Annotated in this window: 8 protein-coding genes; 6 read left to right on the forward strand and 2 right to left on the reverse strand. The window is 48.3% G+C overall.

What is annotated here, in order from left to right:
- Nucleotides 1-154: 154 nt before the first annotated feature.
- The 4 genes from ACJ2PR_RS07840 (at nt 155) to ACJ2PR_RS07855 (ending at nt 8,399) form a co-directional block, all read left to right on the forward strand.
- Nucleotides 155-3,004, forward strand: a complete 2,850-nt coding sequence (locus ACJ2PR_RS07840; protein ID WP_446876616.1) for an esterase-like activity of phytase family protein — start codon at nt 155-157, stop codon at nt 3,002-3,004.
- Nucleotides 3,005-3,204: 200 nt separating this feature from the next.
- Entirely contained in the window at nt 3,205-3,996 is a 792-nt protein-coding gene (locus tag ACJ2PR_RS07845) for a peptidylprolyl isomerase (RefSeq protein WP_446876617.1), read from the forward strand.
- A 57-nt stretch (nt 3,997-4,053) separates the two neighbouring features.
- Nucleotides 4,054-6,972, forward strand: a complete 2,919-nt coding sequence (locus ACJ2PR_RS07850) for a peptidase domain-containing ABC transporter (protein ID WP_446876618.1) — start codon at nt 4,054-4,056, stop codon at nt 6,970-6,972.
- On the forward strand, nt 6,969-8,399 hold the full coding sequence (locus ACJ2PR_RS07855; protein WP_446876619.1) for an HlyD family efflux transporter periplasmic adaptor subunit: 1,431 nt from the start codon (nt 6,969-6,971) through the stop codon (nt 8,397-8,399). The genes ACJ2PR_RS07850 and ACJ2PR_RS07855 overlap by 4 nt, the downstream gene beginning before the upstream one ends.
- Nucleotides 8,400-9,034: 635 nt before the next feature.
- Here the strand turns inward: ACJ2PR_RS07855 and ACJ2PR_RS07860 are convergent.
- The gene (locus ACJ2PR_RS07860; protein ID WP_446876620.1) at nt 9,035-9,517 is read right to left on the reverse strand and encodes a hypothetical protein; all 483 of its coding nucleotides are present in this window, start codon (nt 9,515-9,517) and stop codon (nt 9,035-9,037) included.
- 88 nt (nt 9,518-9,605) lie between these two features.
- Between ACJ2PR_RS07860 and hetZ the strand changes: the two genes are divergently transcribed.
- On the forward strand, nt 9,606-10,793 hold the full coding sequence (hetZ, locus tag ACJ2PR_RS07865) for a heterocyst differentiation protein HetZ (RefSeq protein WP_446856406.1): 1,188 nt from the start codon (nt 9,606-9,608) through the stop codon (nt 10,791-10,793).
- 11 nt (nt 10,794-10,804) lie between these two features.
- Nucleotides 10,805-11,806 carry a PatU gene (locus ACJ2PR_RS07870; RefSeq protein ID WP_446876621.1) on the forward strand — a complete coding sequence of 334 codons (1,002 nt, stop codon included), beginning with the start codon at nt 10,805-10,807 and terminating at the stop codon, nt 11,804-11,806.
- Between the two features lie 264 nt (nt 11,807-12,070).
- Here the strand turns inward: ACJ2PR_RS07870 and ACJ2PR_RS07875 are convergent, their stop codons facing one another.
- The gene (locus tag ACJ2PR_RS07875; protein WP_446876622.1) at nt 12,071-14,809 is read right to left on the reverse strand and encodes a right-handed parallel beta-helix repeat-containing protein; all 2,739 of its coding nucleotides are present in this window, start codon (nt 14,807-14,809) and stop codon (nt 12,071-12,073) included.
- Nucleotides 14,810-15,099: the final 290 nt, after the last annotated feature.

Genomic DNA, 15,099 nt, shown 5'->3' on the forward strand with positions numbered 1-15,099 from the left:
TATACTCAATGTCTTCTAGCGAACTTGGATTCACGATCGACATCTACGATACTAAACCTGGTTTTTCTCAATTCAACGCTTCACTCAATCGTCTGGTGAAGGGAATCAGTTTGCTTTTCGGAGTCCCATCGATCGCATTACCATTCCTAAAAATATGTCAAACGCAACCCTTAAAGGATTCGCTTCACTTCCTGCTGACACGTTTGCGCCTGGGCCTCAGGCGGGTAAAGATGTCGTTTCTACAAATCGTCCTTCTCCATTTTCAGGGCAGCCTGTACAGGGGTTTAGCGCCGTCCAATTTGCAGACAAAGAGACTCTCTGGTTTATGCCTGACAACGGGTTTGGAGCAAAGGGAAATAGCTCGGATTTTTTGCTGAGAATCTACCGCATCGATCCTAATTTTCGAGAAGTAGGCAGCGGTGACGGCAGTGTTAAAGTTTTAGATTTTATTCAACTGTCTGATCCTGACCAGAAAGCACCGTTCAAACTCACCAACAACGACACGTCAGAACGGTTGCTAACAGGAGCCGATTTTGATATTGAATCTTTTGTATTTGATGCGGACGGAACAATCTGGATTGGGGATGAATTCGGCCCTTACTTGCTCCACTTTGACACCAGCGGCAAGCTGCTCGATGCGCCTGTTCCCACGCCCAACTTCTTTAAGCTCAATACACTCAACGGACAAACGCCACTCGTTTTGGGTCACCGAGGCGCAAGTGGATTGCGTCCAGAACACACCTTGGCAAGCTATGAATTAGCGATCGAGCAAGGTGCTGACTTCATTGAGCCTGACGTAGTTTCAACCAAAGATGGAATCTTAATCGCACGGCACGAGAATGAGATTTCTGGCACCACAGATGTCGCTAATCGTCCTGAGTTTGCGAATCGCAAGACGACCAAAATGATTGACGGGACTGCGGTCACTGGATGGTTTACTGAAGACTTCACGTTAGCAGAAATTAAAACGCTACGAGCGATAGAAAGATTACCGTTCCGGGATCAGTCTTTTAATGGTTTGTTTGAAGTTCCGACATTGCAAGAAGTGATTGATCTGGCAAAGCGAAAAAGTGCTGAAACTGGGCGGACGATCGGCATTTATCCCGAAACCAAACACCCCACTTATTTCAGCAAGCCGACCTACGTTTCGACTGTTACCCCTGGGCCCCAATCGTTGGCGCTCGAAGAACCTCTAGTCGCAATTCTCAAAGAAAATGGCTGGGACAAAAAAGATTCCCCCGTTTTCATTCAGTCCTTTGAGGTGGGCAATCTCAAAAAGCTAAATCAGCTAATTGATGTGCCGTTAGTTCAGCTTCTCGACGCAGAAGATGTGAGACTCGACGGATCGCTGATTGAAATCAAACCCTACGATTTTGTCGTCAGTGGCGACCCACGCACCTATGCTGACCTGCGATCGCCCGATGGTCTCAAAGAAATCGCTACCTATGCCGACGGAATTGGCCCCTGGAAGCGGATGATTGTCTCGGTCAAAGGCGTGGATGCCAATGGGGACGGTCAAGCCGATGACGTGAACGCAGATGGAGCCGTGAACGACGCAGATAAAACCACCCTGCCTCCGACTTCTCTAGTCAAAGATGCTCACGCAGCAGGCTTACAGGTGCATCCCTACACCTTCCGCAACGAGGCGCGCTATCTAGCTGCCAACTACAATGGCAACCCTGAAGCTGAATTTAGACAATTCCTTCAATTGGGGGTCGATGCTTACTTTACCGATTTTCCTGGCACGGGTGACAAAGTGCGCGATCAAGTGGTGGCTGATTTGGTGCGATCGCCCGACAATCCCGATGTCTTGGCAGGCACGAAACTAGCTAACCTTGGCGGTTCGAGAGGCTTTGAGGGAATGGCTGTGAGTCCCGATCGCTTGACGCTCTATCCGTTGCTCGAAGGCTTTGTAGTAGGCGATCCTGAGAATGCGCTGCGGATTCACGAATTTGATGTTGCCTCCAAGCAGTTCAAAGGGTTGGTCGGCTACTATCAGCTAGAATCAGCCAGCAATGCGATCGGCGATTTCACCGTGATCAACGCCACTGAATATTTGGTGATCGAACGTGATAACGCTCAGGGCGCAGCGGCTCAATTTAAGAAGATCTTCAAAGTGGATCTGTCGAAAAAAGATGCCAATGGGTTTGTGGCTAAAGAAGAAGTGGCTAACCTGCTGAATATTCAAGACCCCAATGATCTGAATCAAGACGGCAGCACCACCTTTAGATTTCCCTTCCAAACGATCGAGGATGTTTTGGTCATTGATGCGAATACTATTCTCGTTGCCAATGATAATAACTATCCGTTTTCGATTGGCAGACCTCCAGCGATCGATAACAATGAGAGCATTCTACTCACCCTTGATCAGTCCTTAAACCTCGACCCACGGGTTGGTCTGGCGGGTGTGGGATTGCCAACCACATTAATTGAGGGAGGCGACGGAGACAACAAACTGTATGGCACTGCAAAAGATGAGTTGTTTGTTGCAGGAAACGGGAACAACACACTTTTTGGTGGCGGCGGTAATGATGTCTTCAATACTGGTGACGGCAACGATATTGCCTATGGAGGATCACAGAATGACACCTTCAATCTCAGCAACGGCAACAACAAAATCTACGCTGGCGAAGGTAATAATCGAGTCACGACTGGGAATGGTAAAGATCTCATTTACGCTGGCTCCGGGAATGACACGATTAACACAGGGGCAGGAGACGATCTAATCTATGGAGGTCAAGGCAACAATACGATCGCATCTGGTACAGGGAATGACACCGTTTATACCGGAAGCGGCCACGATCGATTCGTTTTGGATGCCGGAATGGGATCGGTGACGATTGTTGGATTTGGTTCTAACGATCGCATCAATCGCGGTAGCGGTTTATCTGCCAACGCTGTATTGAATGTGACTGCAAGTGGATTGGATACCCTGGTTAGCAGTGGCGACGATCTGCTGGCAACGCTGAAATGGACACAGCCTAACGCCGTTACGATCGTCTAAATGTAACGAAAAAATAGCACTATCTGTAGGGATGTTCTGTCTGGCATTTCTACAGATTTTTAATGCTAAAGAGATTGTAGAAGTGATAGTAAACAATTGATAATGTCACGTTAACCTCATCACAACCTTTTTTGTCTCCGAATACGGTCACAATTGCATCAGGGAATTCCAGGTTAACAACTCTGTTACCAGCAATTATCATGACTGCAAGCTTACAAGCCAACGGATCTTCTCGTTTATTGACCGCTGAAATCACCGAGCAGTCTACTTTAGAGCAGCTTCGACAAGGAACGATCGCACCTTCAAAGCTTCTAGCATTACTCACGCAGTATCGATTGTTGCCGCAGCTATTACGTGAGTTGATCGTTGACCCAGCGATCGCTTCCTTAACGTGCAGCTTTGAAGAAACGATCGCCGCCCGTCAGCAGTTTTATGAACAACATCAGATTGTTGCGGAGAGCGATCGCCAGTCCTGGTTACAGCAAAATCATCTAACGCCCAGCCAACTCGAACAACTCATCACACGCAATCTTAAGACCGAAAAATTTAAGCAAGCAACTTGGGGCAATCACTTAGAATCTCATTTTCTACAGCGCAAAGCCCAACTCGACAAAGTGATTTATTCTCTGATTCGCGTCAGTGATGCAGGGGTAGCGCAAGAGCTTTTTTTTCGCATTCAAGACGGAGAGCAAACCTTTGCAGAACTCGCCCGTGAATACTCTCAAGGTCAAGAAGCCCAAACCAGCGGACTAATCGGCCCAATGGAGCTAAGTACGCCGCATCCCATTCTCGCCAAAATGCTGTCAGCCAGCCAACCCGGACAGCTTCTTCCTCCCACCCGCCTCAACGATTGGATTGTTATCGTCCGCCTCGAAAAATTTCTCCCCGCCCAGCTCGACGACTCCATGCGTCACCGCCTCCTCACCGAACTCTACGAAAGCTGGCTACAAACCAAAATCAACGAGGAATTGACCTTAAACTCCGAACTTTGAGCTTCTAAATGGTGCCTCCTGACTCCTCACCCCTCACTCCTGACTCCTCACCTCTTCATGACCTACACGACCAGCAGCACCCAAACTTTTCTCGCAACACTTGCGCCTTTTGATCAACTTTCAGAAGCCGCGATCGCCACCCTTGCCAACCAAACGCAGTTATTGCGCTACCGGATGGGACAGGTGATTTTGACACGAGAACAAATGCCGGGTCAAATTTCGATTTTGTTTGAAGGACAAGTCCGTTTGCTAGGGCACGATTTTCACGAACCCATTACGCTAGAACGGTCACAGCCCGGTGCTATTCTAGGATGGGTGAGTTGGATCAGAGGAATTGCTTGTGAAACTGCGATCGCTTCCACTGAAACAATCTGCATTACGCTTCCCATTGCAGCTTTTTTAACATTACTGAAACAAGAATCCAAAGTTTCTGATTACTTTTACAATCGTCCTTCTATCATCGAAGTATTCGACCTACTGACTATCGAACTTCAACGCCGCGCAGACAGCGAATTATTTTTACAACAAACAGGAGCCAAAACCCTTAAAGAACTCGCTCTAATTTTTTACCCACAGGCGATCGTTCACACGCCGCAGACCTCAAACGACTCCTACACCTGGCTAATTAGCAGCAACCCTACGTCTCCAGATCAGGCGATCGGCGATCGTATCACTCCCAATAGATCCAATCTGCGTCTCATCGGCTTTCCCAGCGCCCTGATTGCCCCTTCAGTCGCTCCAATCGTCTCAACGCCCCCATTGCTTGAAGAAATTCCCTACGCGCCCGATCGCCCCCCTGAACCTGATCTAGCTTCCGTTAAGCAGAAGTATCCTCACGTCCGAGGTCACGGTGATTTGGAGTCGGCGATCGCTTGTTTTCAGATGTTGAGTCAGCATTTGAGACTTCCTTTTCGACGCGATGGCGTGCGGCGGGTACTGTCTAATCAGAAAGATCGCACTGGAAAATTGTCTCTGATGCACTGTGGAGCCGTTGCTGAATTGCTCGGACTGCAAGCCCAATTGGTAAAAGTGCCCGTGAGCGCGATCGGACGACTTCAGACACCCGCGATCGTGCAGTGGCGTGATTTTGCAGTGCTGTATGAAGTCACTCAAAAAACCATCGTTTTAGGTGTTCCAGAAGCGGGAATTTTGCGACGAAAACCAGAAGATTTGGCATCAGATTTAGAGCCGTCTGAAACGATCAAAGTTCTGCTATTACAACCGACGAAAAGCGCGCCTACAGGAAAGTTTGGCTTAAGTTGGTTTTTACCTTCGCTATACAAATATCGTCGTATTCTAATTGAGGTTTTTGTTGCATCCTTTTTCGTTCAGCTATTCGGTTTAGCAAATCCGTTAATGACTCAGGTAATTATCGATAAAGTGCTGGTGCAAAATAGTGCCGATACGTTGCAGGTGTTGGGTATCTTTCTAATCGTTATTGCCGTCTTTGAAGGAATTCTTACCAGTTTACGGACTTATCTCTTTGTTGATACAACCAATCGAATTGATTTAGCGTTGGGTTCTGAAATCATCGATCATCTGTTGCGATTACCGTTGCGATATTTTGAGCGGCGACCTGTCGGAGAGTTAGCCACCCGAATCAACGAGCTAGAAAATATCCGTCAATTTCTAACCGGAACCGCGTTAACCGTTGTGTTAGATGCCGTGTTCTCTGTGATATACATCGTTGTGATGTTTATTTATAGCTGGCTATTAACACTAGTGGCTTTAGCCACGTTACCTTTATTTGCAGCATTAACCGCAATTACGTCTCCAATCGTGCGTCGTCAACTGCGCGTCAAAGCCGAACGAAACGCCGAAGCCCAATCGCATCTGGTCGAGGTGCTGTCCGGCATTCAGACGGTGAAGGCTCAAAATATCGAACTGCGATCGCGCTGGCAGTGGCAAGAACGATACGCCCGTTACGTGAGTGCTGGGTTTAAGACGGTTCTCACCTTTACGGCAGCCAGTTCTACAAGTAATTTTCTCAATCAACTGTCAGGATTGCTCGTGCTGTGGGTGGGCGCTTATCTGGTGCTACAGGGGCAAATTACACTGGGTCAATTGATTGCCTTTCGGATCATTGCAGGCTACGTCACAAGTCCACTACTGCGTCTCACTCAACTTTGGCAAAACTTCCAGGAAACCGCCCTGTCTTTAGAGCGTCTCAGCGACATTTTAGATACGCCGCTCGAAGCGACGGAGGTCGATCGCCAAAATATTCCTATGCCAGTCATTCAGGGCACCGTCAAATATGAAAATGTGTCATTTCGCTTTAATCCGACAGGGCCACTTCAATTAAACAATGTCAGTTTAGAATTTCCGGCAGGCTCATTTGTCGGCGTGGTGGGGCAAAGTGGATCGGGCAAAAGTACCTTGATGAAGCTGTTACCGCGCCTCTATCCACTGGAGTCGGGTCGCATTCTCATCGACCAATACGACATTAACAAAGTTGAGCTTTACTCACTCAGACGACAGATTGGAATCGTTCCGCAAGACACTTTATTATTTGAGGGCACCATTCAAGAAAACATTGCGTTGAATTATCCAGACGCAACCGCCGAAGAAATTATTAACGCTGCAAAGATTGCGGCCGCGCATGACTTTATCATGGATCTAGCGAATGGCTATAACACTAGAGTCGGTGAACGCGGATCATCACTATCGGGTGGCCAACGACAACGGATTGCGATCGCTCGTACCATTCTTCAAAATCCCCGCTTACTCATTCTCGACGAAGCCACCAGCGCCCTAGATTACGAATCAGAACGTCAAGTCTGTCTCAATCTGGCACAGGCTTTTAGAGGTCGCACCGTCTTTTTTATTACCCATCGTCTCAGCACCATTCGCAACGCAGACACCATTCTTTTACTCGATCAAGGATTGGTTGCTGAGCAGGGCACTCATGCCGACTTAATTTCACTCAAAGGTCGATATTTTTGCCTTTACCAACAGCAGGAGGCGGCTAGTGTATGACGACTCAGTTTGACCAGCCTGTTATTCTACAGCGATCGCCCTTCCTCTCGCGTGCGATCGTTTGGGGCATTGTCAGTGTCACCACATTTAGTTTGGTCTGGGCCGGTGTGGCCAAAGTTGAGGAAGCCATTCCCGCGACCGGAAAACTCGAACCTCAAGGGTCAGTTAAAGAAATTCAAGCTCCTGTAAATGGCGTGGTGAAGGCGGTCTATGTCAAAGAAGGTCAGTCGGTAAACCAGGGAGATTTGCTCCTGACGTTAGATTCCACTAGCGCACAGGCACAGCTAACTTCATTACAAAAAATTCGGACTGGATTGATCCAAGAAAAGCAGTTTTATCAAGCAGCAATTGCAGGTTCCATGACCCAAATAGACGAAACAGTGAGGTCGCCAGAATTAGCAGCGTTGACCAAAAATCGTTTGGGATTGGTGTCAGAAAATCAACTCTATCGATCGCAACTCAACGATTCATCAAGCAATCTAACCGCCGACCAACAACTGCGTTTGCGCGCCAGTCAGCAAGAAAAAACATCTCGAACGGCAACTGCACAACTCGAAACCGAACAGCTAAAACGTCAGCTTCAACAAACTCAGACTAGACTTGCCAGCGCCCAAGATATTGCAGCCATTAACCAGGGAATCAACCGCGACCTTGAACCCGTCGCCAGAGAAGGCGGCATTTCTCGGATTCAGTTTCTCAAACAGCAGCAAGAACTGAGAACCAATCAAGCCGAAGTGACTCAACTCATACAGGAAGAGGAGCGTCTAAAGCTGGCGATCGCTCAGTCTGATCAACGCCTCAAAAATACGATCGCCCTCTCGACTCAGGATATATGGGTAAAAATTACAGACAACGAAAAGAAAATTGCCGAAATTGACAGTCAGTTAAATAAAGCGATCGTCGAAAACCAAAAGAAAATTACTGAAATCGATGGTCAACTCAGCCAAACTCAAGTCACCTTAAAGTATCAAGAGCTTCGCGCCCCCGCCGACGGCACAATATTCGACCTCAAAGCAGCTAATCCGGGATTTGTCGTTAGCTCGACCGAGCCGATTCTCAAAGTCGTGCCCAACAACGCGCTCACCGCCAAAATTTTCATCACCAACCAGGACATCGGGTTTGTCAAAGAAGGAATGCCCGTGGACGTGAGAATCGATTCCTTCCCGTTTAACGAGTTTGGCGACATCAAAGGGCAGTTAGTGGCGATCGGCTCTGATGCGCTGCCCCCGACCCAGATTCGTCCGTTTTACAGCTTTCCAGCGACGATTCGCCTCGATCAACAATCGCTCACCATCCAAGGTCGTACTATTCCGCTCCAGTCGGGCATGTCTTTGACGGTCAATATTAAAGTGCGTCAGCGCCCCGTGATCAACATCCTCCTTGATGGAATGCTGCAAAAAGTCGAGAGCGTAAAATCTGCTCGCTAAAGAAAAGATGGAGACCGAAGACTTTAGACGATCGCCAATGTCCCATGTCCATGTCCAATCTTTAGAACCTAGAGTCCAATGTTTAGAATTCACGCAGTTGTTTTTACTGATTGCTAAACAGTTTGGCGATCTAATTTCTAAAAAGTTCTTAATTAGAAGAAATGGGTAAATTGTGCAATACGTAAGTGTTTTAAAAGGGAATAGAGTAAATTTACAGAAAGATGCTACGTCATTTGTATTAAATAATTGAAATAACCGTCAAATTGCTGAAAAAATCTTGTTTTTTTGCCTAATGATTAGTTAATTCTACGAATTTAACGCAATCACGTTTTAATTGATATTAACTTCAAATCACATCGTGATCTCCGTCACATAGCAGGAGCTTTTACGTAAAGATTTCATGAACTAAGCATCAATTTGTTTAAGAATTCTGTTTGAATTAGTTAACTTGCAAATAACTCCGTAATTACTCGGTACAATCAGAAGCGAAATCATAAATCAGCGGTTGCCATCAAAAATTCAACTTAAGGAGTTGGAACTGAAACTTTGAACCTGTGGAAACTTAAATCCACAACTTGACCAAACCCTACAGTCCCAACTTAAGCATCTCAGTGCTGTAATCTACCAGAAATCACTCAAGCAATATCACTCGGAATATTCGTTTGAGAAGCAGCATCTACCGAACTTTGCCAATATTGATGGATTAATTGCTCTAGCTCACCTCGTTGAATCTCTGTCCCGATCGTCACGTTCCCCGGTGTTTCAAAAAAAATGGTGCTGAAGATTGTATTCATCGCCAGCATTTGAAACAGAATGTCTACGACCGAAACAGGTAGCGCAATCAGGTTGGGATCAGAGCGGGAAAAGGAACCTGCGGACACGTCTTTGAGCGTCGGGAAAGCGTAAATCACGTTCTTCTCTACTTCCGTTTGGGTACGATGGCTCAAAGTAAACATCACCCAATCGTTATCTAGCGTTTGCATCACGTAATACTCCAGATGACGCAAGCGACCAGCCAGCAACTTAAGCACAGGAGCGATCGACTCAATCAGCTGAGGCGTATTTCCATCCTGCGGCGCACCCTTGATGAGTGCCTGAATTTGTTGGTCTAGATCCATTTCACCAATCCATCTAAATTTCAGGGGTTTCTTCTACCTACATTCATTGTGATCGATACCTCGTCAAAACCAAATTGAGAGTAAGCAATTGATTTGTAAGACACTAGAAATCGTGGGGGATGTCTGCCAGAGCGTGGATGCCATCTTTGAACTTCTGTTGAGCGAACTGCAACAAGCAACCACTGCCTCTGAGCAAAATTGCCGTGATGTTGCCGATCGCTTGACCCAAGAGGTGGTCAGAATCTGCTCTGAAAGCAAACGCATTCAAGCCTCCGGAGAAGCAGACGCTTGGGCAACGGCGCTGGCTCGGCATCGGCTAGAGCAATGTTTGGGCTACTACCGACTCGGATCTCGGCGTGGTCGGGTAGAGCTACACAGCAACCTCAGCGCGGTCGTTTATCGCTATATCAATCCCATCCAAAGTCAGTCCAGCTATCAAGCTCGATTGACGCTGATCGAAGACTTTTTACAAGGCTTTTATGTCGAAGCCCTCACCGCTTTTCGTCGAGAAACGCAGGTCGGCTCGATGTATACGCCCAAATCACTGCTAGATCTAGCTGAGTACATGGCGTTTTCTGAGCGCTACGGCAAACGGCGAATCCCCCTTCCCGGCAACCGTAACCAGCAATTGATCATTCTCAGAGCACAAACCTTTTCTCAACAGCAGCCTTCCGAGACCCTGGTTGATATGGAGCGGGCAGCCGAGGGCACACTGTCAGAGTCCGAAACGCCCTGGAATGTGGCCTCGATTCAGCAGGTTCGTGAGCAAATGGTGGCTCAAGAGCCAGAAATTGAAGAAGACACGCTGCGGCAGACGGTGATCAAAGAGTTGATTGCCTATCTCGAAGAACGCAAGCAAAATGATTGTATTGACTACTTTACGCTGCGTCTGAGAGATCTGCCCGCCAACGAAATCGAGCAAATTTTGGGGCTAACGTCTCGTCAGCGCGATTATCTTCAGCAGCGATTTAAATATCACCTGATTCGATTTGCCTTCTCCAGCAATTGGGAACTGGTGCATCAGTGGCTAGAGGCTGACCTGGAGCGCAATCTGGGACTATCGAATCGACAGTGGCAGACGCTACACGACAAAATCACGACTCAGCAAGGCGAATTGTTGAAGCTGAAGCAGGAACGGGCAACCGATGCTACGATCGCGCAATCGCTGGGTTGTACGGTCAATCAAGTCCAAAAACAGTGGTACAAACTTCTGGAAATCGCTTGGGAAATTCGTAATGACCAAGATTCCGGAGGAAGTTCAACTCCTGATGAATAGGGTGTTATCAAATGGATTACGACTCAGAGGCTAAACAAAGAAGTTACCTGAAGTTATTGCAAGAACTGGGTTTGACGAATCCTGCCGATCTCGAAAGCATTGATCCCCTGATCCTTGCCGACCTCGCAGAAGACGCAACTCATTCACAAGACTTTACATCGGAGGTCTCTGAGTCGAGCCAACCCAACCTCTTCAAGGAGGATATGTTACTAAAACCGGGAGAGATACCTGCTGTGCAAGACCGTTTTCATGCGCTGCTGAAACGTCGCCTTCAAATTGAAATTCAACAAAAGCCGCCGCTGTTTCCGTGGGAGAAAGAAATTTCTGACTACCGATCGGAACCAGCGAGCGTCACCAGTCCTGTGTTCTCAACAGCCTCATTGTGGATGGCTCAACTCCGCAATCTCAGTCTGCCTGTTGCCCTGCCCGAAACCGTTTTGGTGCAGCTTTTAGAACGGTGTGAAGCGGTGGTTTTGTCTTCTTTGCGCGAGGGGGCAAAACTCGTCAAGGCGGTGGATGCTCTGTTTCCAGGGCAGACTCAACTGCTTAACGATGTCGCTAGATTAGTCACAGTGGCTCCGGCCCGTTCTGCGGGGACGCTCTTACCCGAAACTGACCTACCCACTAGCTTTGACGATGCGATCGAGCCTCAACAAATGGCCTTGTCGATGATGGCAGTCCGTGAAATTTTGGGGTCTCTGACGCTAACCGTCACACCCAGTCAACCCAAAGTCGATCGACAATGGCTAACCGATCAAGGGCTGCTGACCTTGCAGGCTGAATATCAACTCAGTCAAGGATCGGTGCGGCTCAAGGTAGAAGCAGATCTCCCTTGTGGTGGCAGCCTACAGTTGCAGGGTGAAGAATGGCAAGCCTTCGCCGATCGTCCGGATGCAGGCCGTCTCAATCTAGAGTTACGGGATTTATCTCCCAATAAAACCTACCCATTAGAAGTACAGCTAGGTGAACAAGACAAGCTTGTTTTTGCGATTTCTCCGATGAGCGTGGGATAAAAAATAACGGACGGTAAAGGGTGAATGTTTTCTCAATCAGGTGAAGCATTCTAGTCCTCCAGGTGCAAAGTAGATGCCGTGGTCAGTTGTGGTTCACCCTTTACCGTTTCTCAAGTAATGGATTAGTCCGTTGAATAATATTCATTGAGTTGAACCACGATCGTTTGTGTTCAACTTTTTTTGTGCTGTGTTTGAGGAGCAGAAAAGAGGACTAAAGACTAAAGGCTCTAAATGCTTTTCGGCCCAAAGTCTAAAGTCCAAAGCTTACGGAACTACACAGTCTCCGATCGCGCTAATTGGCAACCCCGACTGAATCACAGGCGGGCCAGCATTCCCCAGCGTGTCAGCCTGGAAGGTTGTCCCAGTTCCTCGTCCCACAATGAGCGGACTGTCACTGGTGTTGTTGTTTAACTTGAGACAGACCCCGCTGCTTCCGGTAGATTGAGCATTGAAGCCGGGGGCGGCATTTTGCGCAAACGTATTAAATCGGACATTAGCAAAGAGGCGGGCATTGTCCAAACTCACCATCCCAATCCCGGCAAATCCGTTGGTAAACGTTGCATTGCCGCGAAGTTGGTTGCCCTGCATTGAGATCTGAAGCGCTGCGTTGTTAAAAGCCACCACGATGATGCCGCCGCCTTCTTGTCCTGGAGGGCCTTCGCCCACATTGCCGATCGCCGTATTGTTATTGACGATCGCAACGCCTTGAACTGTCCCGACAGGCGGCAGAGGCAGAATAATCGGATTGGGCGGTGGAGGGGGCGGATTCAAGCCAACGTTGACTTCGATTCCATTCCGGCGATTGTTGTTGGCTGTGTTGTTGAGAATGTTGAAGGTTCCTTTACCCTGATTGGCGACAAAGGCAAAGATTCCGTTTTGTTCGTTGTTGATCGCCGTGTTGTTAGAAATCGTGGTGATGTTCTCGGCTCGTTCTTGTGCGCCGACAAAGATGCCATGTCCACTGGGGAATCCAGGCGGATCAATGTTGGGATTAAGTCGGTTGCGCGAAACGGTGTTGCCAGAGATGAAGCCAATTTCTTTGCTCGATTGTCTTGCTCCAAAAAATAAACCAATCCCCAAGTTATTTGTCGCAGTGTTGTTGAGAATGTTGGCACGCACGATCGAAGTATCTTCTGATCCGATAAACAACCCATTACTTTCGTTGTCTCGAATCATATTGTTAGCGACGGTCACTTCAACTCGTCCGTTGTTAAAAGTTCCGATGCGAATTGCACCATCTTGACCGATTGTTGATTGATTTGTAGTGACAGTATTGTTGGCAACGTTAGCGTTTAACTGAGCGTCATCGAGCGTGAAGATTTTGATTCCCGATGCGATCGTATCAGCCGTTGAATTATCAGTTACCGTTGCTGTAGTTTGTGCGGTTCCTCGGCTTCTAACAAAAATGCCTTCGGCTCTGGTATCCGTGATGGTGTTACGAGCGATCGTAAGATTGACGGGCACTGAGTCATTTTCAACGCTGATTCCTGGAGCAACGCCATTCATAGTTGGAATCACGTTATCGGTAATCGAGACATTTCCTGAAACGTTGTTTGCAGCGATCGCTGACCCAGTATCAGGCGTGATCCGAAAACCAGACAACGCTGAATCGCTACCGAGCGTAATCGTACTCGTCACATTTGGCAAAACTCCGCTCCCCGACTGAGGGAGAAGGACACGATCGCTCTGCGCCGTTCTAACAGTTTGGGGCACCGCATTAGACAACACGCTGACACCCGCTGGGACTGTAAACCCTGCAACTCCAGGATTAGTGCCAGAACGCACGTACACCACCCCATTCGAGGCTGAATTTAAAGCTTGATTGACCGTCCCAAACGGACTCTCGACCGTCCCGTTTCCGCCCGCCGTTCCTAACTCAACGTGAACCACTTGCAAAGGCTGATTAGTTCCGGGTGCCAAAGCAATTACGCGATCGCGATCTTGCTGTTCATCTACAGTGACACTCATCGTCCGCTCGACAGAACTGCCCAACCGAGACACGATCGTCAGATTGCGGTCTTCTCCTCGCGCTGCATTTCCAGGAAAACTCAGTCCCACATTGACAAACGCTCTCGTGTCAAATAGAGAATCGTGCTGAACGGTGAAGCCGATCGCCGCAAACTCATTGATCTTTGCCGCCAACCGCACTCGCCCCCCCAACGCATCATCGCCCTCATTGCCTGCGTAGTAATACAATCCCGCATAGCTGCGCAGAGAGCCACTTTGTCCGAGATTGGTCAGCTTGCGCCCATACTCCACATCCACCCCAGCCAGTCCCGCTTCATATTGACGAAAGCGATCGAGAACCAGTGAGTTTTGCTGAAAGGTCGCTCCACGATATGCTTCTCCTAGCTGATTGCGCGTTGCCCCGATCGGCACATAAACATTCGCTCGCGCATCCCAGTCTTCACCCAAAGTTTCAACGCCTGCACCCAGTTGATGAAAGAAGCTGTTGCCTGTGTCGCGATTATCATAAGCCAAGTAGCCGCCCAAAATGCGCTGGTTTTGAGGATTTAAGGCACGGTAGCCGACGAGAAAGTTGCCACCAAAGGCGCGATTTTCGGTGTCGTAAAGCGCACGTCCTTCCAAGAATGTGATCCGCTGAACAGGCGTTTGCGACAGGGGAATAAAGCCTTCAACGCCAACTACCTGATTGATTCCTGCGCCTTGACTGTTGTAGCGAACCCCGATTCGAGGCGAGAACGTGGGCACAGGGGGCGGGGGAAGTGTGGCAGTGGGAGGAGCTACAGGAGGCGTAGCGGTTTGGGCGACCTTAGAGACATCCGTCGTTTTGGGTTTGATCGCTTCAACAGATTCTGGAGCAGGCTTGCTGGGCTTGACTGTCTCAAAAGCGGGATGCTTCCACACCTCGTTAACGTAGAATGCCCGCTCAAAGGCTTTGTGGGGCGACACGGATTGAGTTGGGGTCTGGGCTGCCGCAGCGGGCGCAAGGGCGATCAGTCCCCAGGAGATTAGAGTGATATGTCGGGTAAATGGTGACATTGAGAATCCTCACACAATGCTTAGAAGGATGTTTAGAAGAGTGCTTGAATAAAGCGCGATCGAGTTACAGAGTTGAGTGGTCACAAACAGGGTTCCTCAAACGCCTGTCCAAAACGCTGTTCCACAAAAATTCATGCAGGCACTTAGCTGTCGAGAAGTTAGAAGCTGCCTAAAACTGGGTTGAAGCAAGACCTCTTCTGTTTCTTAAAGCTTGAGAATTTTTCAACTCAGCCAACAAACTTTGAGAGGTGCTCAACGTCGCCTCCTACTATGTATTTTTTATGTATTTT

This window comes from Phormidesmis sp. 146-33 (assembly GCF_052939515.1).